Origin of the sequence: Glaesserella sp., assembly GCF_041814905.1 — a bacterium.
Taxonomy (GTDB): Bacteria; Pseudomonadota; Gammaproteobacteria; order Enterobacterales; family Pasteurellaceae; genus Glaesserella.
This window is the reverse complement of sequence record NZ_JBGXYA010000021.1, coordinates 71615-93568: the sequence shown is the minus strand read 5'-3', so window position 1 is coordinate 93568 and position 21954 is coordinate 71615. Positions and strand designations below refer to the sequence as shown.

19 protein-coding genes and 1 riboswitch are annotated in these 21954 nt (G+C 41.3%); of the genes, 6 read left to right on the top strand and 13 right to left on the bottom strand.

Annotation, left to right across the window (positions count from 1 at the left end):
* Positions 1-9 precede the first annotated feature (9 nt).
* Together ACEYJ7_RS03475 and ACEYJ7_RS03470 are read left to right on the top strand one after the other, a co-directional pair.
* Complete coding sequence (locus ACEYJ7_RS03475) at positions 10-420, top strand: hypothetical protein (RefSeq protein WP_373777639.1); 411 nt, start codon at positions 10-12, stop codon at positions 418-420.
* Between the two features lie 52 nt (positions 421-472).
* The gene (locus tag ACEYJ7_RS03470; protein ID WP_373777638.1) at positions 473-1030 is read left to right on the top strand and encodes an integrase; all 558 of its coding nucleotides are present in this window, start codon (positions 473-475) and stop codon (positions 1028-1030) included.
* A 78-nt stretch (positions 1031-1108) separates the two neighbouring features.
* On the opposite strand, the gene dld is transcribed toward ACEYJ7_RS03470, so the two are convergent.
* The 13 genes from dld to moaA form a co-directional block, all read right to left on the bottom strand.
* Positions 1109-2800, bottom strand: coding sequence for a D-lactate dehydrogenase (gene dld, locus ACEYJ7_RS03465; RefSeq protein ID WP_373777637.1), 1692 nt, complete (start codon positions 2798-2800; stop codon positions 1109-1111).
* Between the two features lie 129 nt (positions 2801-2929).
* Positions 2930-5176 carry a DNA topoisomerase IV subunit A gene (gene parC / locus ACEYJ7_RS03460; RefSeq protein WP_373777636.1) on the bottom strand — a complete coding sequence of 749 codons (2247 nt, stop codon included), beginning with the start codon at positions 5174-5176 and terminating at the stop codon, positions 2930-2932.
* A gap of 94 nt (positions 5177-5270) precedes the next feature.
* Positions 5271-6479, bottom strand: coding sequence for a sugar efflux transporter (locus ACEYJ7_RS03455; protein WP_373777635.1), 1209 nt, complete (start codon positions 6477-6479; stop codon positions 5271-5273).
* Positions 6480-6570: 91 nt separating this feature from the next.
* Positions 6571-7578, bottom strand: coding sequence for a galactose/methyl galactoside ABC transporter permease MglC (mglC, locus tag ACEYJ7_RS03450; RefSeq protein WP_373777633.1), 1008 nt, complete (start codon positions 7576-7578; stop codon positions 6571-6573).
* An 18-nt stretch (positions 7579-7596) separates the two neighbouring features.
* Positions 7597-9117, bottom strand: a complete 1521-nt coding sequence (gene mglA / locus ACEYJ7_RS03445; RefSeq protein ID WP_373777632.1) for a galactose/methyl galactoside ABC transporter ATP-binding protein MglA — start codon at positions 9115-9117, stop codon at positions 7597-7599.
* A 52-nt stretch (positions 9118-9169) separates the two neighbouring features.
* Entirely contained in the window at positions 9170-10162 is a 993-nt protein-coding gene (mglB, locus tag ACEYJ7_RS03440) for a galactose/glucose ABC transporter substrate-binding protein MglB (RefSeq protein WP_373777631.1), read from the bottom strand.
* Positions 10163-10303: 141 nt separating this feature from the next.
* Positions 10304-12232 carry a GNAT family N-acetyltransferase gene (locus tag ACEYJ7_RS03435; RefSeq protein ID WP_373777630.1) on the bottom strand — a complete coding sequence of 643 codons (1929 nt, stop codon included), beginning with the start codon at positions 12230-12232 and terminating at the stop codon, positions 10304-10306.
* Between the two features lies 1 nt (position 12233).
* A complete protein-coding gene (locus ACEYJ7_RS03430; RefSeq protein ID WP_373777629.1) occupies positions 12234-12983 on the bottom strand; it encodes a hypothetical protein in 750 nt (249 codons plus the stop codon).
* Positions 12983-13471 (bottom strand): rRNA maturation RNase YbeY, encoded by a 489-nt coding sequence (gene ybeY / locus ACEYJ7_RS03425; RefSeq protein ID WP_373777628.1) that lies wholly within the window; start codon positions 13469-13471, stop codon positions 12983-12985. Before ybeY ends, ACEYJ7_RS03430 begins: the two co-directional genes overlap by 1 nt.
* A gap of 31 nt (positions 13472-13502) precedes the next feature.
* Entirely contained in the window at positions 13503-13955 is a 453-nt protein-coding gene (gene moaE, locus ACEYJ7_RS03420) for a molybdopterin synthase catalytic subunit MoaE (RefSeq protein WP_373777626.1), read from the bottom strand.
* Positions 13956-14201, bottom strand: a complete 246-nt coding sequence (moaD, locus tag ACEYJ7_RS03415; RefSeq protein WP_010786928.1) for a molybdopterin synthase sulfur carrier subunit — start codon at positions 14199-14201, stop codon at positions 13956-13958.
* A 12-nt stretch (positions 14202-14213) separates the two neighbouring features.
* Positions 14214-14690: a cyclic pyranopterin monophosphate synthase MoaC gene (moaC, locus tag ACEYJ7_RS03410; RefSeq protein ID WP_373777647.1), complete on the bottom strand. Its 477-nt coding sequence runs from the start codon at positions 14688-14690 to the stop codon at positions 14214-14216.
* Between the two features lie 273 nt (positions 14691-14963).
* The gene (moaA, locus tag ACEYJ7_RS03405) at positions 14964-15986 is read right to left on the bottom strand and encodes a GTP 3',8-cyclase MoaA (protein ID WP_373777624.1); all 1023 of its coding nucleotides are present in this window, start codon (positions 15984-15986) and stop codon (positions 14964-14966) included.
* A riboswitch (molybdenum cofactor riboswitch) is annotated at positions 15975-16136 on the bottom strand. It overlaps the preceding gene by 12 nt.
* 192 nt (positions 16137-16328) lie before the next feature.
* Here moaA and ACEYJ7_RS03400 point away from each other — a divergent pair.
* From ACEYJ7_RS03400 to dapB, 4 genes are all read left to right on the top strand, one after another.
* The gene (locus ACEYJ7_RS03400; protein ID WP_373777623.1) at positions 16329-16727 is read left to right on the top strand and encodes a DUF423 domain-containing protein; all 399 of its coding nucleotides are present in this window, start codon (positions 16329-16331) and stop codon (positions 16725-16727) included.
* Position 16728: 1 nt separating this feature from the next.
* The gene (gene rlmM / locus ACEYJ7_RS03395; protein WP_373777622.1) at positions 16729-17808 is read left to right on the top strand and encodes a 23S rRNA (cytidine(2498)-2'-O)-methyltransferase RlmM; all 1080 of its coding nucleotides are present in this window, start codon (positions 16729-16731) and stop codon (positions 17806-17808) included.
* Positions 17809-17836: 28 nt separating this feature from the next.
* Entirely contained in the window at positions 17837-20995 is a 3159-nt protein-coding gene (locus tag ACEYJ7_RS03390; protein ID WP_373777620.1) for a DUF2339 domain-containing protein, read from the top strand.
* A gap of 118 nt (positions 20996-21113) precedes the next feature.
* Entirely contained in the window at positions 21114-21920 is an 807-nt protein-coding gene (gene dapB, locus ACEYJ7_RS03385; RefSeq protein ID WP_373777618.1) for a 4-hydroxy-tetrahydrodipicolinate reductase, read from the top strand.
* The last annotated feature ends 34 nt before the right edge of the window (positions 21921-21954 follow it).

Sequence of the window (21954 nt, the reverse complement as noted above, 5' to 3'; positions counted from 1 at the left end):
GATCTTACGATGAAAAAATTACTTTCTATCCTTACTTTAACTTCTGTTCTTTCACTCACGGGCTGTGCCACTATTCTTGGCGACAAAACGCAATCGTTACCGATCAGCACAACGCCTGAAGGTGCGCATTTTAAAATCATTGATGAAACAGGGAAAACCGTTCATGAAGGTACCACGCCGGCAACCGTCACATTACCAAAACATGACGGCAGCTATTTCGGCAAAAAAACCTATTCCGTTACGTTCGATAAAGAAGGTTACCAAACCACAACATACCCGTTATCCACTTCACCCAATGCAAAATATATCTTAGGGAATTTCATTTTCGGAGGCTTAGTCGGCTGGTTAATCGTCGATCCGCTTAACGGCGGCATGTATGATATTCATCCTGCCTCAGTATCCAAAACCTTAAACCAATAATCTACGTAAAAACTCAAGAGAACTTCTCTTGAGTTTTTCTCATGGAGAGAATATGAAAACCTTTATTTTATTAATCCTTTCTGTATTGAGCTTATCAGGCTGTGTAAATATGCCCGTTGCTTCTTATACACCGCAGGACTACAGTAATAATATCAAATATGACGGTTCGGCAAATGTCGGACAATTCAGTTATGCCGCTTTTGAACAAGGTAGAGTGAAAAGCAACCAAGTAGAAAATACGGCTCTCGGTTCACTGATGTTAGAAGGTGATATTGCCGAATTGGCACAACGCGGTACTATGCTGGAATTAGAAAGAACGGGGATTAAGCTCGGTCAATCCGACTATACGATTGTAGGCAGAATTAAAGAATTCAAAGTGGATGATCTCAGATTCAACGCCGTATGGACTTATACCATTAATTATAAAATCATGGATGCGAAAACATCCGCCATTATCTTGGATAAAGACTATTCCGCTGATCCGAAAACAAGAAACAAATTTTCAATCACGCTTACACACCTTATCAATGACGTTAACGAGATGATTTATTCTGCTTATCGAAAATTCATTTCGGATCATGAGGTTAAACGTTTGTTAGCAACCCCGTAGCATTAATCGACTGTACAAGCGGTCGGTTTCAATGAAAAATTTGCAAATTTCTTTGAAAAATCGACCGCTTGTTGTTTGTTATTTCCAGTATTTTTTCTTCGAGGTTTGCCCGATACCCGGGTTAAAGCTGTTGGTCGGATCTAACGCTTTATAGAATTTGCGTAGTGCCGGTTTTGCTTCGTATAAATGCCCGACGTTATGTTCAGCAGGGTATTGCGCACCGCGTTTATCCAATAATTCCAACATATCATGTTCTAACTGCATACAGTCGTTGCCTTTTTTCACGATATAATCCTGATGGAAGACGTGACACATAAAATGACCATAATACAGTTTATGGCTGATTTTATCGTCAATTTCTCGCGGTAATACTTCAAACCATTCCGGGTCATTACGGCGCAAAGCGATATCCAACGCGACAATATCTTCCACCTCTTTTTCATGAATCGCACGATAACGAACTGCCGCAGAAGCTACCGCAAAACGGTGTAGCATAGCTGCTTGGCTTTCTATCGCATTGCATTCAAAATAATCGCCCTTGGTTCGTTCGGAAAAATAGCTTTTTAAGTATTCACGCGCTTCTTTAACCCCGACACCACCCATTTTGACAATCAGGTGGTGTTCATATTTATCACGGTATTGGCGCAAACTTTCTGGCAGATGTTGCGGTAAGAATTTAGACGCGAATTGCAGTACTTTATCGCTTAAATGGTGTGGTAAAAAGGCAAATTTTTTTGAAATACGGTCGACTTTGGCTTTTGTGGCGAACAGTGGCGGCAAGCGATGGGTACCGAGTTTTTTTATTACCCAGAAGGTATCTTTTCCGTATTTTGCCGCAATATCAAATGCATCACGGTGAATATATTCTCCGGAAATCGGCAATTGGGTGAAATTTGCCAACATATGGCGACGGATATCGTTTAACACCGATGTTTGATTCGTGCCGATATAAAATACCGCTGTTTCTTTTTCTGCGATAAAAGTATCCAATCGAACGGCAAAAATAGCTAATTTACCCGCACTGCCTGAAGCTTCGTAATGGCGAGCAGGATCGGCATTAAAGCGCGCCGGTGTGTCTTCATCGATTTGGCGCACGTGATTGCAATAATCATGATCATGACCCTTACCGCAATCTTGAACGATATCTTTGCGTTGATAACGTCCTTCTTGAAGATTTTGCAAAATTTCTTCCGGTGTGGTTCCCAAATCAATGCCTAAATGGTTTTTTAATTCAAGTTCGCCCTTTTCATTTAATTGGGCGAACAGCGACATTTCCGTATAAGCGGGGCCGCGTTGTACCAATGCGCCGCCGGAATTATTGCAAACGCCACCAATCACTGAGGCACCGATACAAGATGAACCGATTACCGAATGGGGTTCACGACCGTGCGGTTTTAATGCTTTCTCCAACGTATTTAAGGTTGAACCGGGTAAACAAACGACTTGGTTTGCATGGTTAATCAGTTGAATTCCGTCAATCCGCATTGCACTGATAATGACAATATCACGATCATAATCGTTGCCGCTTGGTGTTGAACCGCCGGTTAAACCGGTGTTTGCCGCTTGAGTAATGATGATAACATCTGCGTCAACACAAGCCTTCAATACTTTCCAAAATTCAAGTAGTGTAGCAGGGCGGACGACGGCGAGGGCATTTCCGCTACCAAAGCGGTAACCGCTACGATAGGGCTCGGTTTTTGAAGCATCGGTAATAATGTATTTCTCACCGACGATGGCGGTTAATTTTGAGATAAGTTGTTGCGCTGTCATAATGTAGCTCCCTGATGATGATCTTTATAAGTGTATAACAAAATAAGCATAAGGGAATTGATACCACATTAAGAATGTGATCCGCTTAACAAAAATAAAAAAGGTTGGTATTTACACCAACCTTATAAATTACTCAATGATTTCTACTTCGGTATGCACATTCAAACCACGTACCAGCGGTGAACCTTTACGGGCGCGCTCACCACGATATTTTTCAATATCAGCAGGCTTGAGCGTAATTTTCCGTTTACCCGAAACAAATACTAATGAACTGGTTGGACGAATAATTAGAATTCTCGCCAATAATTCGTTACCGTCTTTAGCTGCTTGAGCGGAAATATTGATAATTTTGTTCCCCTTACCTTTTGATAGTGATGGAAGTTCCGAAACCGGGAACACTAACATTCTACCGACACTACTCATCGCAACCAACAGATTGTCGTCATCCTCTTCGAGTAATTGCGGAGGTAATACTTTTGCATTTTCGGTTAAAGAAATAACCGCTTTACCGGCTTTATTGCGTGAGACCAAATCTTCAAAGCGACAGATAAATCCGTAACCAGAATCAGATGCCATCAATACTTTACGATTTTCTTCCGCCATTAACACATATTGAATAATAGCGCCTTCAGATAAAGTTAATTTACCGGTAATCGGTTCGCCTTGTGAACGTGCGGACGGTAAGGAGAGCGGATCAACCGCATAGCTTCTACCGGTGCTGTCAACAAATACAACAGCTTGATTACTTTTTCCGTATGCATGGGCGAGATAACCGTCGCCGGCTTTATAACTCAGGCTTTGAACATCAATGTCATGTCCTTTGGCACAACGCACCCAGCCTTTTTCTGAGAGAATGACCGTGACCGGTTCGGTCGGTGTTAATTCGCTTTCCGAAATGGCTTTTGCTTCGGCACGTTCTACTAACGGCGAACGACGCGGGCTGGCAAAGTTTTTCGCATCCGCTTGAATTTCTTTTTTAATCAAGCTATTTAATTTACGTTCAGAAGCTAAAATTCCTTGCAGATATACTTTTTCTTCCTCGAGTTTTTGTTGCTCGGCGCGTAATTCGTGTTCCTCCAATTTTGCCAAATGGCGTAAACGCAAGTTGAGAATGGCTTCTGCCTGCTCATCACTCAAGTTAAAACGAACCATGAGTTCCGCTTTTGGATTGTCTTCGTTGCGGATAATCTCAATCACTTCATCAATATTTAAGTAGGCAATCATCAAGCCTTCTAAAATATGCAAGCGGGTTAAAATTTTATCCAAACGGTAATTTAAACGACGGGTGACCGTAGTACGGCGGAAATCCAACCACTCGGTTAAGATGGTCAGCAGATTTTTCACTGCAGGCTTACCGTCTAACCCGATCATATTCATATTCACACGATAGCTTTTTTCTAAATCGGTAGTTGCAAATAAATGATCCATCAACGCATCAAAATCAATGCGGTTAGAACGTGGCACTAACACAATTCGGATTGGGTTTTCGTGATCAGACTCATCACGAATATCATCCACCATCGGCAATTTTTTATTACGCATTTGGGCGGCTATCTGCTCAATGATTTTTGAAGGAGAGGCTTGATGCGGCAGGGCGGAAATGACAATATCTCCGTCTTCCTTTTTCCAAATAGCCCGCATTTTAATCGAACCTTTACCTTGCTCATACATTTTGGCGATCTCTGCACGAGGTGTGATGATTTCTGCTTCCGTCGGATAGTCCGGACCTTGTACCACGTCAAGTAAATCTTCTATACAAGCGGTCGGATTGTCCAATAATTTTACCGATGCTTCGGCTAATTCATTGATATTATGCGGCGGAATATCCGTTGCCATACCGACAGCAATACCGGTCGTGCCGTTTAACAGAATATGAGGTAATCGTGCCGGAAGATATTTGGGTTCTTCCAACGAGCCGTCAAAGTTCGGTTGGTAATCGACGGTGCCTTGACCTAACTCGCCGAGCAACATCTCCGCCATTTTGGAGAGTTTGGATTCCGTATAACGCATGGCGGCGAAGGATTTCGGATCGTCCGGTGCTCCCCAGTTGCCTTGCCCGTCAATGAGCGGGTAACGATAAGAGAATGGTTGTGCCATTAATACCATGGCTTCGTAACAGGCACTGTCTCCGTGCGGGTGGAATTTACCGAGTACATCACCGACGGTGCGGGCGGATTTTTTATATTTTGCCGCAGCATTTAAACCGAGTTCCGACATGGCATAAATGATACGACGTTGTACCGGTTTCAGACCGTCGCCGATAAACGGCAATGCACGATCCATAATGACATACATCGAGTAATTGAGGTAAGCGTCTTCGGTAAAACGCTTAATCGGCATTTGTTCAATGCCTTCGTAATTGATTTCAGTGGTCATTGGAATTTTTGTTATGGTTGATTTGAAATAAAAGGGACGCTCGGCGAGCGTCCACGGTTGACGAATTTTCGCTTATTTAGGGCGCTTTGTCACCTTAGATTTTACGTACATTCAACATGGTCAAAAAGGCAACGCTACAAAGTCCGACGGCAAGCAGCCATGTACTGTGATAGCCGAATCGGCTTGCGGCGATACCGGCTAACTGTCCCGCAACGATCCAACTGGCGGAGCCGGTGTTGGTAAAGAGCGTTGTGGCGGTTCCCATTTTATAGGGCATCAAATCTTGGAAATAGAGCATGCCGATGGAGGCTAAGATACCGACAAACAAACCGTTAAATAATTGGATAGCCAGTAACTGCCATTCGGTTTGGGCAAAAGACATACCGATATAATAAGTCGCCCCGGCAAGGATGCCGATTAACATTAAGCTTTTCTTACTGATAAAACGGGTACAGTAGCCTGCCAATAACATCACAGGAATTTCAATACCCGCCGCCGTCCCCATCATAATCCCTGCCAAACGTTGGGATAAGCCGAGCTCCTTGAGGTAAACCGGCATATTGATAAACATCATGCTGTTGCACGTCCAGACTAACAGGCATGTTATGCTGAGGTAAATGACCGATTTGCGGTTACTGATGATCCCATCGTCTCTTAGCTTTTCTTCATCCGCCGAATTTGCAAATTTTTCAACGGAACCGACCGCTTGCGGCAGCATTAATTGCACGATAATGATTGAAACGGCGAAAATAGTTGCTGCAGCAACATACATAAAGGTAAAGCCGAAATGATCCGATAAGAAATAAGCAAGCGGCGGACCAACAATCCATGCCAAGGAAAGCTGGGCACGCAGTACGGTATTGAACATCGTACTGTCACGATGTTGTGTTTCGCTATATTCTCTTGAATAGGCAAAAAGCTGTGAGGTCGCCGATGACCCCAAACCGACCAACAGAGTGCCGAGCAACAGCAATACGTAATAATCCCGATTAAAGGCAAACAGTAAGCAACTGAGAAGCTGCATGACACAGCTGATCGTAATAATACGTTTGCGATTAGGGAATTTGTCGGAAAAATAAGCGACGATTTGGCTTAAAATCATCGCCATTAATGAATTCACCGAGTAGAACAAGCCAACGAGCATCGGATTATTGGTGACCTCATTGTGAAGATAAACGGTTAATGCCGGTACGCGTAATGCACCGGCAAGTCCGGTCATAAAAATGACCAGTAAGAAAGCGGCGGAAACGGAATTTAAGAATCGACGGTTCGGCGGAAGTGATAAGGGAGCTAGTGTTTGCATAAAAATACGGGGTGACGAATTTGAGTGAAAATATTATGCCGAAATTCTAAAAAGAAGAAAGGGGGCAGACGCCCCCGAATCGATTTTCATCTTATTTTTTCTTCGCGTATTTGAGCGAGTCAATCGCAACGGCAAAGATGATGATGCTACCTTTAATAATATACTGCCAGTAAGGATTTACACCGATATAGGTTAAACCGTAGTTAATCACGGTGAAGATTAGTACCCCGGTAACAACGCCGATAACGGTACCGACACCGCCAGCAAATGAGACGCCACCGACCACACAAGCGGCAATGGCATCCAACTCGTACATAAAGCCTAAGTTGTTGGTTGCACTACCGATACGACCTGCTTCTAACATACCGCCGAAGGCGTAGAAGACACCGGCGATCATATAGATTACCACTAAGTTACGCGCAACGTTTACTCCGGAGACTTTCGCTGCTTCCGGGTTACCGCCGATAGCGAAAATGTTTTTACCGAAGCGGGTCTTGTTCCACATAATCCATACTAATACGGAGGCAATTGCCGCATAAATGGTGATGTAGGACAATCTAAACGTGCCGATTTGGAAGAACCCTTGCGCAAAGGTTGAGAAGCTTTCGTTAAAGCCTGCGATTGGTGATGAACCTACAGCATCGTAGTAAAGAGAGTTGATACCATAGACGATGATCATTGTACCCATGGTGGCGATAAACGGTGTGACATTGAGATAAGCAATAACCAAACCGTTTACCAAACCGATGACCGCACCGATAGCACAGACCGTTAAAATAACGACAGGAATCGGAATTTCAGGTAGATTCGGGAAGACCCTGTTCATATTGTCCATGGCTTGTAGCATGGTTGCAGAAATTACCGCAGCCAAACCAACCTGACGACCGGCAGATAAGTCGGTACCTTGCGAAACAAGTAAACCGGCAACACCCAGCGCAATAATTAAGCGAACGGAAGATTGGGTTAAAATATTACTAAAGTTTCTTAAACTTAAGAAACTTGGATCTTGGATAATAATAATCGCAAGGAGGACTAACAAAACAAAGTAAATGGCATTCTGTTTTAGAAAATCCATGGATTTAGGCGAAGTTGCTGACATAATTCATTTCCTTCTATTTTATAAATATTTTGCAGCGAGCTGGAGAATCTCTTCTTGAGACGTTTTTGCAGTTTCCACAATACCTGCAACACGTCCGTTACTCATAACCAGAATACGGTCGGTTACCCCTAACAATTCAGGCATTTCCGATGAAATCATAATGATGCCTTTATCTTTTTGTGCAAGTTGCATGATCAATTGATAAATCTCATATTTTGCACCGATATCAATACCGCGAGTTGGTTCATCCAACATCAAAATTTCAGGCTGGGTAAGTAACCAACGTCCGATAACCACTTTTTGTTGATTACCGCCAGAAAGGGAGCCGATATTTGTTTTATGAGACGGTGTTTTCACATTCATTGAATCAATCACCCATTGAGTATCACTTTTCATTTTTTTATTGCTAAGTAATCCAAAAGAGCTGATATAAGATTTCATATTTGAAATTAATGAGTTGAATTCAATGCTCAGATTTGCGTAAATCCCGGTGGAACGGCGTTCTTCCGTGACCAAAGCAAAACCGTTATTAATGGCTTCCAATGCCGTTTTATTGCGCATCTCTTTACCGTGGAGTTTAATCGTTCCGCTTTTACGTTCACGTACACCAAAAATCGTTTCAACAATATCAGTTCGTTTCGCACCGACAAGTCCGGCAATACCAAGAATTTCGCCTTTACGCAGATTAAAACTAATATCTTTAATAGAAGGTTGATTTAAGGCAGTAAGATTTTCGACTTCTAAAATAACTTCTTGCGGTACATTGGTCTTTGGCGGGAAACGTTGTGTTAATTCACGTCCTACCATCATTGCAACGATACTTTCCATGGTAGTTTCTTTAACCGGCACGGTATTGATCCATTTACCGTCGCGTAGAATAGTAATTTCGTCACAAATTTTAAAAATTTCGTCCATTTTGTGAGAAATATAAATAATCCCACAACCACGATTTTTCAGTTTTTCGATAATTTTAAATAAATGTTCGACTTCTTTTTCAGAAAGAGAAGAGGTCGGCTCATCCATAATTACGATTTTGGCGTTATAAGAAAACGCTTTGGCAATTTCAACCATCTGCATTTGGGAAACGGATAAATTCGCCACTTTTTCTTTTGGATCAATATCAATATCAAGTTCGTCAAAAATAGCTTTCGTTTCGTTATACATCTTTGTATGGTCGACAAAAAATCCTTTTAACGGATAACGCCCGAGCCAAAGATTGTCCATCACACTGCGTTGACGCACAAGGTTTAGTTCTTGATGGACCATAGAGATCCCATTTTCCAACGCCTCTTTTGATGTTTTGAAATTAACCGGTTTACCTAAAAATAGAATATCACCTTCATCTTTGGCATAAATACCAAACAAACATTTAAGTAGCGTTGATTTTCCTGCACCGTTTTCGCCCATCAGCGCGTGAACAGAATGAGAACGAACAGTAAGGTTTGCGCGATCAAGTGCCTTGACTCCGGGAAAGGATTTGCTGACATTTTCCATTGTCAGTAACACTTGACTGTCTTGATGTTGAGTTTGTACTGTCATATCCAACCTCATAAAATAGGGGAGGTTTCCCTCCCCTGAAATTACAATTACATTATTTTAAGAATTCAGAAAGATTATCTTTATCCACACCCACATAAGGAACACGAACAACACGATTTTCTAATTTCCAGTTTGTGCCTTCAGCTGCCGGTTTACCTGCTGCTAAGTTTTTCGATAACTGAACAACAGCTTTACCTTGATTCACACCATCATTTAATACGGTACCTGCAATCTCACCTTTTTGGATTAATTGAAGCACTTCCGGTAATGCGTCTACGCCAAAGATTGGCAATTTTTTACCATGTGCTTTTGCCGCTTCTAAGGCACCCATTGCCATACCATCGTTATTGGCGATGATGACTTCGATATTATTTGCTTTACTGCTGGATAACCATGCATCCACTTTATCTTTTGCAAGGGCAGCATCCCACATACCGGTATCAACAAAGAGTTCTTCTGTTTGAACACCTAATTTGTTCAATTGCTCAACAGAGTATTTGGTACGTGCTTCCGCATCCGGGTGACCCGGTTCACCTTTTAACATCACGTATTGGATTTTACCGTCTTTATTTAAATCGTAAGCCGGGTTCGCTTTCCAGTGTTTAGCGATTAAATCACCTTGAATCACGCCGGATTCTTGCGGGTTAGTCCCTACATAGTAAGCTTGATCGTAGCTTGAGATGGCTTTATCGCCCGGGTCTTTATTGAAGAATACAACAGGAATACCTTCAGGTTTTGCTTTACCGATAATGGTTGGTGCCGCAGAAGGATCGACTAAATTGATGGCAAGAGCTTTTACACCTTTAGAAATTAAAACATCAACTTGGTCATTTTGGATAGATTGGGCATTTTGTGAGTCATTCATCAATAACTCAACACCGCCTAATGCTTTACCTTCTTTCTCAATCTCTTGGCGCATTAATGACATAAAGTTATCATCGTATTTATAAATGGTGACACCAATGCGATCAGCTGCTTGAACAGAAGTTGCGATTGCACCTAAACCTACAGCTAAAGCGACTGCACTTAAGACTGTTTTTTTCATAGTTGGCTCCTATTGGATTTTAAGAATTGATTAAAATATCACTACATAGTGACTGGGATGAAATATTACTCCAAAAGTTGCCTTAAGTATGTGATCACACTCACAAAAATTGATAACGAATTTACATTAATTGAAATAAATTTAGCTAATAAAATTTAGCAACTGCTTTAAGGTTTCATCAACCTGCTTTCGGCAACGGTTTAGCCACGTTTTTTTATGGTTTGTAGCAATAAAATCGGAATCGTTTAATGGAGTACGGAGTTCAGAAAGTGTATTCGGGCTGTGATAATAGAGTCGCTTTAAGCTGGCATAGCATGCATTAAATGTACGCTGAGCGGTGATAAATCCATGAAGATTTTGTAAGTCGCTTTCAAGTAATTCAATGAGTTGTGCTTGAGAATACACACGCGGTCTGTTTTGCAACGTATTTTGCAAATCCTGCGTAAGCGGCAGTAACGGAAGATCGCGCTGAAATTGAGCGATTGCTTTTTCAGTAAATTGATGGCCGATCACGCTAATCGGTAAAATCATCATTGCACTGTGATAGCCACTACTTGCTTCCGGACTTTGGCTTATTTGTACCAACCGAAAACCGCATTGATACCAGAAGTTCAGTAGCGCATCCGTCATACCAAAACTCACGGAAAGGTAATCGACAAGCGGTCTGTTTTGGGTGGAAATTTGCAAAATGATCTCTGAAACTAACCGCTTGCCGTAACCTTGATGCTGTAATTCCGGTTGCACCGCAATGCGTGAAATCCGTACTGAACGCAAACGACAAGCCTCCGGTAAGTTGCCTTGAAAACAGAGATATTGCGCCACCAAACTCCCTTGCGGACGACGTTCTCCACGCCAAATGGCTTGGATCAATGCTTCTTCCAAACCGCCTTCGTCTATCGCCCAGCAGCCTGCAATCAGTTTTTGATTCTCCTCAATTTGATAAAACCGCTGTTTTTCTGCGTCAAATAAACGACGTAAATCCGTTGGCGTTGTTTTGTAATGAGCTTGGGCGAGTAGGTGGTAGAAATTAATATATTGCTCTAAACTTCGCTCCCCCTGCTTGCGGGGGGAGCTGCCGAAGGCTGAGGGGGGGAAAGAGGGGATTTTATCTTCCAACAGTAATAATTGATTAATAAAAGCTTCCAACGGATCATTCTCTCCCCATCTTAATGGTTGGCTCAATGTCCATTGTTTCGTAGAACGAGTCAATGTCGGCAAAAACTTCAAACAAAAACCACGACCAGTACCTTCATAATTTTGAGTTGTCGTAGTTAGCACGACTTTATCAAAATAGGCACAAAACCGTTGTAACATCGGCAAAGGCAAACTTGCCGCTTCATCAATAAACAACCATTGATTTGGCGGGATATTTTGTTGCTCGATCATCTGAATTAAACGATCAGGAGCAAAGAATTTGACCTTATCACTTTCAATCTCTTTCCAAAAATTCGGTAAGGCTGAATGGCTACGGGCAGTAATTGATACAAAGTATTGCCGAGAGAGTTTTTCTGCGAGCTTACCCGATAATGTCGATTTTCCACGACCACGGGGAGCGAGAATAAGATGAATATCCGCAGGATCAAGCGGTAAGTTATCGAAGATATTTTGCTGATCTTGCGTAAGCACACCAAGCGATGTATTTCGACAGCTATTTCGATTCACTTGTAGGGACACGACGCTTCGTGTCCGTATAAATCCAAATTGTTCTACTAATGCTTTGAAATAATGATAAAAATTCGGCGTGGCAATCGGCTGCTGAGCGTTCCAACGTAACGCATCAAAATCAACTTGTTGCTCCAAATTATCCCATTCAGGACAGACTAAATAGAGCGTACCGTCTTCTTGAATTGTGCCTGCCACAATCGCCAATGCTTCAAGATTAAAGCAAATTCCGCCTTTCGCTCGCATATCATAAATCGCATAGGTAAATTCTTGACCGAGTAACGTTTTGGCGTTGGAAAATAGAATAATTGATTGTGAAGGCGAATGAAAATCTGCTTTTTGATAAGCTAAATAAGGCACTTTTTCAGTGCCTAAACATAACTGGGATGTAACAACAAGTTGACGCATATTATTTTAATTGCTGACGAAGTTTGTTTACTTGTGTAATCCACTGGGTATTTAAACGTTTAGCATGTTTTGGGAGTAAATTAATGTGTTCTTCAATTTGCCCCAATGTTTGACGTGCTTTTTCTATTTCATTCCAATGAATTAATGCTTCAATATAGCAAATTTGAGCTTCAAGACTTGGATTTTGTTGAAAGAGTAATTCAAAATTCTTTACTGCTTGTTGCTTGTCATTTAAGAAAATAAGATTTTTTGTATAGAAAAGTAAGCTTTCTTCATTTTCCTGTATATGGGTTAACCCTTGTTGTTCCAATATTTCTTTTGAACGTTCAAATTGTTTTGTTTCAAATAGGGCAAAAGCAAAGTGAAGGTTAATGTTTTTATCTTGTTGATATAGCGGTTGAGCTAATATGCTTTCATATAAAGGGATCGCTTCTATTGCCCGCTCACTATCTACTAAAGCTTTAGCAAGTAGAAATTGGTTTTGAACGGTTGGAGTCGCTTTATATGCCTTTTCAGCATCCTGTAGCGCTTTATGCGGGTTCAGAGCCTTACGTAATTTTGATTCCACTTGGTAGCCTAAACGACTTTCACGCATTTCAGGTAAATAAACTGCGAGAAAATAAATTAAGCTGCCTAAAAATGGTGCGCCAAGCATTAAACCAATCCAGTAGTATTCCCGCCCGGTTCGATAAACATGGATAGAAAAATAAATCGCAATAAGTACACTTAAACCAATTAAAAAAGGCATCATTATTCTCCTATCATTTTTTCTGTAATATAAGGGTCTTCAAACCCTAGCGACTGCATAATTTCCGTTTCCAGACTTTCCATTTCTTCCGCCTCTTCATCGGTTAAATGGTCGTAGCCAAGCAAATGCAATGTGCCGTGAATTGCCAGATGCGCCCAGTGAGCTTCGAGCGGTTTTTCTTGCTCAATCGCTTCTTTTTCAACGACTTGACGACAGATAATCAAATCCCCTAACAGTGGCAATTCAATGCCATCAGGGACTTCAAATGGAAAAGAAAGCACATTGGTCGGTTTATCTTTGCCACGGTAGGTTAAATTTAACTCGTGGCTTTCCGCTTCATCTACAATCCGAATCGTGATTTCTGTTTCAGGGTAGTCCGCTGTTTTTGCTTCCGTTGACAAGGCTTTATCGACCCAATGTTGAAATTGAGCTTCCGTCGGTAAGCCTGCTGTATTTTCAGATGCAATTTGGAGATCGATATATAAATTCATTTGCAAAATATTCCTAAAATCTAACCGCTTATTACCACTTATCCGCCGCTTGTTGATCGCTTTCACGCCCTTCAATCCAGCGCTCACCGTGATCGGTGGTTTCACGTTTCCAGAATGGTGCTTTGGTTTTTAGATAGTCCATGATAAATTCATTAGCGTGATAGGCATTGCCACGATGAGCGGAACTGACACCGACTAAGACAATTTCATCGCCCGTATAAAGCTGTCCGATACGGTGAATAACGGCAACACGTTGCAATTCCCAACGGCTTCTGGCTTCATCGACAATTTCTTGTAAGGCTTTTTCAGTCATTGCAGGGTAGTGTTCCAAGTATAAACCTGACACGCTATCGCCCAAATTCATTTCACGCACTTTGCCGACAAAAAGAGTAGTTGCCCCAACGGAATGTTGTTCACTTAGCCACTTGTAGATCGTATTTTGATCGAAGGGATCTTGTTGAACTTGAATAAGTGTTTGTCCCATTTAGCCCCCCGTTACAGGTGGAAAGAAAGCGACTTCATCGCCGTCTTTGATTTCTGCGGATAAAGGGGAAATGGTTTGATTGATGGCGACTAATAATTTCCCTGCTTGTAGTGCTAACGCCCATTTGTCGCTACGTTCGGCTAAATGTTGGCGAAGCTGCTCAGCAGTAGTAAAGGTTGCTTCAACCTCTAAGCTATCTACGCCCACTAATTCACGGGTTTGGGCGAAAAAGAGTACTTTAATCATTTATTTTCCTTATCATTTAGCGACAAAATCGCCCGATTTCCCACCGCTTTTACTGAGTAATCGCACTTGTTCAATTACCATATCTTTTTGTACCGCTTTGCACATATCATAAATCGTCAAAGCAGCGACACTGGCTGCGGTTAAGGCTTCCATTTCTACGCCGGTTTTGCCCGAGAGTTTGCACAGGGACTCAATCCGCACTTGATTTTTTTCAGGCAGGGCTTCGAGTTGCACTTCTACTTTAGAAAGCAGAAGTGGGTGGCAAAGGGGAATGAGTTCCCAAGTTCTTTTTGCCGCTTGAATACCTGCAATGCGAGCAGTCGCAAAAACATCGCCTTTGTGGTGGTTGCCCGAAATGATCATCTGTAACGTTTCAGGGTTCATTGTCACAAAGGCTTCCGCACGAGCTTCTCGGACGGTGTCTTGTTTGGCGGAAACATCAACCATATTGGCTTCGCCGTTTTGGTTTATATGGGTAAAGGTGTTCATTGTCATTTTTCTTTCAATATAATTTAATCGAACATTTCGATCTTAACATTACAAAAAATTGATTAAAACTCACCGCTTGTTATGGTGGATTGTTCCCCTTCTGAACCGCCTGAGCGTGTTTAAATTTGTAGGAACATTTTTCTCTGAGCCAACGAAGTTGGCGAATTTAAAATGTTCCGTTAAGCAAATTTAAACTAAGCGAAGATAAGCGGTGAAGTAGGGGGGTGTTTCTTTGGTTACTTTCTTTGCACAAGCAAAGAAAGTGACAATAATTTAGCCCCCAATTGACGCCAAATTATTTCTCACCCCACTATCGCCAATATGCAAATAATGGTGTTCACGCTTACCTTGTAGAGCAGATTTTAATCTAGCTTCAAGTTGAAATTGCTGCTCGTCCGATTGCAATAAATCCCGAATATCAATTCCTTCTTCGCCGAATAGACAAAGGTGTAATTTGCCTAATGCTGACACTCTTAAACGGTTGCAACTGGCACAGAAGTTCTTTTCATAAGGCATAATCAAACCGATTTCCCCTTGATAATCAGGGTGAGCAAGGACTTTGGCCGGACCGTCAGACATTGCTTTTTGTTGTAATTGCCAACCTTCTTGGGTTAATCGCTCTAAAATAGATTGTCCTGAAAGATGCTGTTGTTGGAAAAAGTGATCCATTTCGCCTGTTTCCATTAACTCAATAAACCGCATTTGAATAGGGCGATCTTTAATCCAACGCAAGAAATCGTCCAAGCCTTTAGCGGTATATTGTTTCATCAACACAGCATTCACTTTGACTTTTTTATAGCCGATCTCAAAGGCACGATCGATACCATTTAACACCGTCGCCAGCTTATTTTCCCCCGTAATCAAATGAAATTGACGTGGATCTAAGCTATCAACACTCACGTTTAAATGAGTAATTCCCGCCTGTTTCCATGCTTCCACATCACGGAAAAGGCGATAACCGTTGGTCGTTAACGCAACTTGGCGAATACCTGTAGTTTGAGAAATGGTGTGAGCAATTTCTAAGAAATCCTTACGTAAAGTGGGTTCTCCGCCTGTAATACGAATTTTTTCTGTACCAAGATTGGCAAAAGCGCTAACAACACGTTGAATTTCATTGATTTTTAAAAAAGTTTGCTTGTGTGAAGGCGGTTGATAACCATTGGGTAAACAATAGTTACAACGAAAATTGCATACATCGGTAATGGATAAACGTAAATAAGTATATTGACGTTGAAAACGATCAATAAGCCCTAAATAGCGTTGATCACCGACATTTTTAATCGGGATACTTTGCATGTGACACCTTTCTAAACACGAGTGGAACGTCAATTTCTCGGCGGACCATTGAATCAATACCATAAAAACGGGTGTGATTACAGGCATTGTTTCCATATTTCTTTTAATCTACAGAAACTTAGGAATACAAGCTCGGAGTCTGGGGAATGTTAAAAATTTGTTTGCATTGTAGTGAGCTAAAAATATTTAAGCAAGTAGCAAAAATATGTATCTTGAAAGTTATGACTATTTTTTGAAAATCATAGCGATATCTCATGTAATCTATAATCAATAAACGAAAGTTAATAGGGATTTGTATTTCTTAAGCTATAATTAGCTGCGTTTATTTATAAAGGAAAAACAATGAAAAATAAATTTATTGCTACTGCCGCCTTAAGCGGTTTTTTCTGTATTGCGTTAGGCGCTTTTGCTGCCCATGGGCTACAGAAAACATTAGAGCCGAAAGCATTAGCATGGATTGATACGGGATTGGAATATCAGATGTTCCATACGTTAGCGCTATTAGCGTTAGGACTATTTCAAATTGCAAATTCTGTGCAAAAAGTCCCCGCTTGTCGAGCAAACGCACTTAATCTCATTGGCGGTTCATGGATGTTAGGGATATTACTTTTTAGCGGTAGCCTTTATGCATTAGCTTTTGGAGTAACCAAAGCCATTGTGTGGATAACGCCTATCGGCGGAACGTTCTTTTTAATCGGTTGGGCGGTATTAGCCTATATTAGTCTTAGAAAATCAAAATAGTATGAATAAACTTGCTTTATATTGTCGTTCGGGATTTGAAAAAGAAGTCGCCGGAGAAATTACGGACAAAGCTGCGGAACTCGGGGTTTTCGGCTTTGCAAATCTAACAGAAAACAGTGGTTTTGTAATTTTTGAATGTTATCAACAAGGTGAAGCCGATCGTTTGGCAAAAACACTTAAAATTTCACAACTGATTTTTGTTCGCCAGATGATTGTTGTCGGTAATCTACTGCAAAATCTGCCTGAACAGGACCGTATTAGTCCGATTATCGCTGAATATCAAGTGCTGAATCCCCAAAACAGCTGTGAAATTATGGTTGAAACACCCGATACCAACGAAGCAAAAGCACTTTTGACTTTCTGCCGTAAATTTACAGTACCGTTACGTAGCGCGCTGAAAAAGCAAGGTTGGTTAAGGGTAACCGAAAATACTAAAAATAGTATCACTTTACATATTCTGTTTATCGGCTCGGGAAAATGTTATGTCGGTTACGCCTATAACGATAACCGTTCACCGTTTTTTATGGGGATTCAGCGTTTAAAATTTCCTACGGATGCACCAAGTCGTTCAACCTTAAAATTGGAAGAAGCTATCTTAACCTTTATTCCGCCGCTAGAAGAAAAGCGTCGTTTTACTGAAAATATGAAAGGTGTGGATCTTGGTGCTTGTCCGGGGGGCTGGACGTATCAACTCGTCAAACGCGGTTTGTTCGTTTATGCGGTCGACCATGGTAAAATGGCTGCGAGTTTGCACGAAACAGGGCGAATTGAACATTGCCCGGAAGACGGTTTTAAATTTCAACCACCGAAACGAACTACGATTGATTGGCTAGTTTGCGATATGGTGGAACAGCCGATGCGTATCAGTAAATTAATCGCAAAATGGCTGCTTCATGGTTGGTGTCGTGAAACGATCTTCAATCTAAAACTACCGATGAAGAAACGCTATCAAGAGGTAAAACTCTGTTTGGAGTTTATCGCAGAAACGTTGGAAAAACAGGGGCTAAAATTTAGTATTCAAGCGAAACATCTTTATCATGATCGTGAAGAAATTACGGTACATATTCGATTAAAATCATAACATTAACCTTGTTAAATAAGGAGAATATATGTGGGTTTTCTATCTTATTATTTGGCTTTTGCTAACTTATAGCTTCACTATCATGTTTGTCGGTGAGATTATTGAGGCAACAATCATCGCTACGCTTATTACGATTGCTATATATTATGTGGTAAGTGAATGGCAAAAATCTTCTTCGAAAGTATTGGAGAGAATAGAAAGTCTTGAGCAAGAACTACACTCGCTGAAACAGGAAATCAAACAACTTAGACATTCGGAGCAAGCGGAACAAGCGGTCGGTTTCGAGCAAAATTTTGCAAAAAATGAACCGGATGCCATACAAGAAGAAATGCCAACGGCAGAAATTATTTCTCCTGTTGTTGAGGCGGTTGATGTGGAGTTACCTGCCTCAGCCTCCCAACCGGAATCTCAAATTGAGGCACAGTTAAATCGTTCGGTATGGCAAAATCCGAAAACCCGAAAAGCACCAAAAGTTTCAGGTGAAGCAGCCCTCGAAAAACCTAATATATTATGGAATTGGTTAATGCAAGGAAACCCGATTTTGAAGATCGGGGGCATTATTTTGTTCTTAGGATTGGCATTTTTGCTGCGTTTTGCTTCCGAACATTTCACATTCCCAATTGAAGCCCGTTATATAAGTGTTGCGTTAGTCGGCGTTGCTTGTGGAACGGTAGGATGGCTGTTACGTCACCGCCGCCGCGAATACGGATTAACGTTGCAAGGATTAGGGATTGCCATTTTATATTTGACTTCATTAGCTAGTTTTCGATTACACGATCTTCTCCCTGTCGGAATCATTTTTGCTGTACAAATCGGATTGGTTGCATTAATGATTGCACTCGCGGTTATTCAAAATTCACCCGTATTAGCTCAAATCGCTTTACTTGGAGGACTTGCCTCACCGGTTTTATTGTCTGACGGCAGCGGCAATTATATCGTGCTTTTTAGCTATCTTGCGTTATTAAATACCGGTGTTGCGGTTGTGGCTTGGTTTAAATCTTGGCGTTTATTAAATGTCATTGGTGCGATGGGGACTATCGTATTGGCCAGCGGTTGGGGAATAACGCATTATCAGCCGGAGTTGTATCTGATTTGCCAAGGCTTTTTAGCTTATTTCTTGTTGCTTTATAGCTTTGTTGTGTGGCGTTTTGCGGATAAACGGGCAAAAGCGCAATTATTGTCGTATGTGAATATAGATAATAATGCTTCATTTAACGAAATGTGGCGCCAATGGCTAAAAAATATGAATCAAACCAATATGCTAGATAGTGGATTACTGTTCGGCAGCGCATTAGGAACTTTCGGCTTACAATTTGCAATAACTAACCATTGGCAGTTCGGCGGAATGCTGTCTGCCGTTGCGCTTTCGCTGTTTTATCTCTTATTCGGCTATGTTATTTATAAACAACAACGTTTAAAAATAGTGGCGGAAGCCTTGTTTGCATTATCGTTAGTTTTCATGACGTTGGCGATCGGCTCATTTTTTACCGATAATCTTTGGAATGCATTATTGTGGTCATTACAAGCAGCTTTAATTTATGGATTCGGTATCCGACAAAAACAGCCGCTTGTACGTTTATTTGCTTTAGGTTTGTGGCTTTTGGCTTGGGGATCTGTTTTCTCACTTGTCGCGAACTTCGAACATCTGTTTATCATACTATCAGGTATTATAATCTGTTTGCTCTGGCAATATTTCCGTTGTGTTGAATCGGCAGTTTGGGAAAAAAACGGAACTGCATTGGTATTAGGATTAACGATTTTTTCTACCGTCTTTGAATTAGTGAAAGCTTATTTCAATGGGCTCATATCATTGAATAATACGATATATGCCATGATATCGGTTGCCATTGTTTGTGGATTTGCGCAATGGTATTTCCGTAATCTTTTATTGGTCGTGGCAAGCGGATTGATATTATTATATCTATTCATGTTAAATGTCTCTCTTTTCCTTTGGAATAGTGAATTATTAACACCCTTTACCTACACTGTTTTAGCAGCAGGAAACTTAATGGTTGCTTGGTTGCTGTCAAAAAATAAAATGGGCGACATTGCTAAACAGTTATCAATATACACAGAACGTGGAGTTTTGTTTTTCGGCTTTATTTTTTTGGTTTTCGCCTTGAATCAAGCGAATTTCTTCAATTTAAATTATCCGTTGAATTTATTACCGCATCTTTTATTGGCATTTATCATCATTGCATTACTTGCAATGTTAATAAAATGGCAACAAGCCAGTTTATTTACGTTGGGTTTCTTACCTATCTGGGGGAGTTACGCTTTATGGCTTGTGTTATTGCATCTACAAGAACCGATGACTGTCGGATATTGGGTATTGTTTGCTATTGCATTCCATATTTTCATACTGATTTGGCAACATCGTCATCTTAATCAAACCCTAATATGGTTATGGCACGGCATGGGTTTTAACCTGTTTCTACTTTTACTGTCATGGATTCTGATCGACTGGGCGTTTTTGAATGCCGAATGGCTAAATTACGGATGGATGTTATGTTTGTTTGCTATTTTACCATTGGTTGCATTGGCATCGGTGATTGCATTACACAAACCGGTAGCACAGTGGCAACTGGTTCCCGCTTATTTAGGTGTCGGGTTATTACCAACCATGATTGCTCTGATGCTTTGGACGTTGATTGCTCTGATATCCGATGCGGATAATTCACCACTGCCGTATATTCCGCTCGTCAATCCACTGGAGTTAATGACGATTATTTACGGTTATTTGATGATACGTTGGTCTAGCTTAGGTCCATGGTCCCATCACCGAAGTAAAGTCATTGTCGTTATGGGGCTGGGTTGTTTTGCATTGATTAGCGTTATTGCCATGAGAATGTGGCATTATTACGACGGTATTGAGTGGCAAATCACAACACTATTAAAATCTTTAGGCTTACAAGCAACGCTTTCCGTAATTTGGACAATCTGTGCTATCAGCTTAATGCTATTTGGCAACAAACGCCGTTGGCGGAACCTCTGGTTTGCGGGAGCAACTTTGATCGGATTGGTAGTGTTGAAATTATTCTTCGTAGAATTAAGTAACAGTGGCGGAGTGGAACGTATCGTTTCCTTTATTTCAGTAGGTGTATTACTTTTATTGGTGGGCTATTTTGCCCCGATTCCACCGATAGAAGAGGAACCGAAAGAAAACGAACAAAGCTCCGTGACTTAATAGCATATCTGAAAACCCCGATACATCTAGTCGGGGTTTTTTATGCTTTGCGGTTCTAAAATTTGTAAATTTCTTGTAGAATCTGACCGCTTGTACTAAAAGAATTAAGGAAACAAACATGACATTAAAAATCGGTATAGTCGGAGCGGGCGGACGCATGGGCCGCCAACTCATCCAAGCAGTAAACAATACGCAAGGCGTTGAATTATCTGCAGCTTTTGAACGCAAAGGTTCTTCATTAATCGGTGCAGATGCCGGCGAGCTAGCGGGGGTAGGCAATTTAGGCGTTGCAGTCAAAGATAATTTAGCTGAAGCGGACTTTGATTTATTAATTGATTTCACCCGACCGGAAGGTACGCTAGAGCATATTACCTACTGTGTCACCCACAATAAAAAAATGGTGATTGGTACCACTGGTTTTGATGATGCGGGTAAACACGCTATTCACACTGCGGCGCAAAAAATTGCGATCGTGTTTGCATCAAACTACAGTGTCGGCGTAAATTTAGTTTTTAAGCTGTTAGAAAAAGCGGCAAAAGTCATGGGTGATTATTGTGATATTGAAGTGATTGAAGCGCACCACCGCCACAAAGTCGATGCACCATCAGGTACCGCATTGTCAATGGGGGAGCATATTGCAAAAACTTTAGGGCGCGATCTAAAAACTCACGGTGTTTTTGCCCGTGAAGGCATAACAGGCGAACGTAAACGTGATGAGATCGGTTTTGCCACCATTCGTGCCGGTGACGTGGTAGGCGAACATAGTGTTTGGTTCGCCGATGAAGGTGAACGCGTCGAAATTGCGCATAAAGCGTCAAGTCGAATGACTTTTGCCAACGGCGCCGTACGTGCAGCCAAATGGCTTCAAACCAAACAGCATGGTCTGTTTGATATGACGGACGTATTGGACTTAAACAACCTATAACAAGCGGTCGGAAATACAACAAATTTTGCAAAAA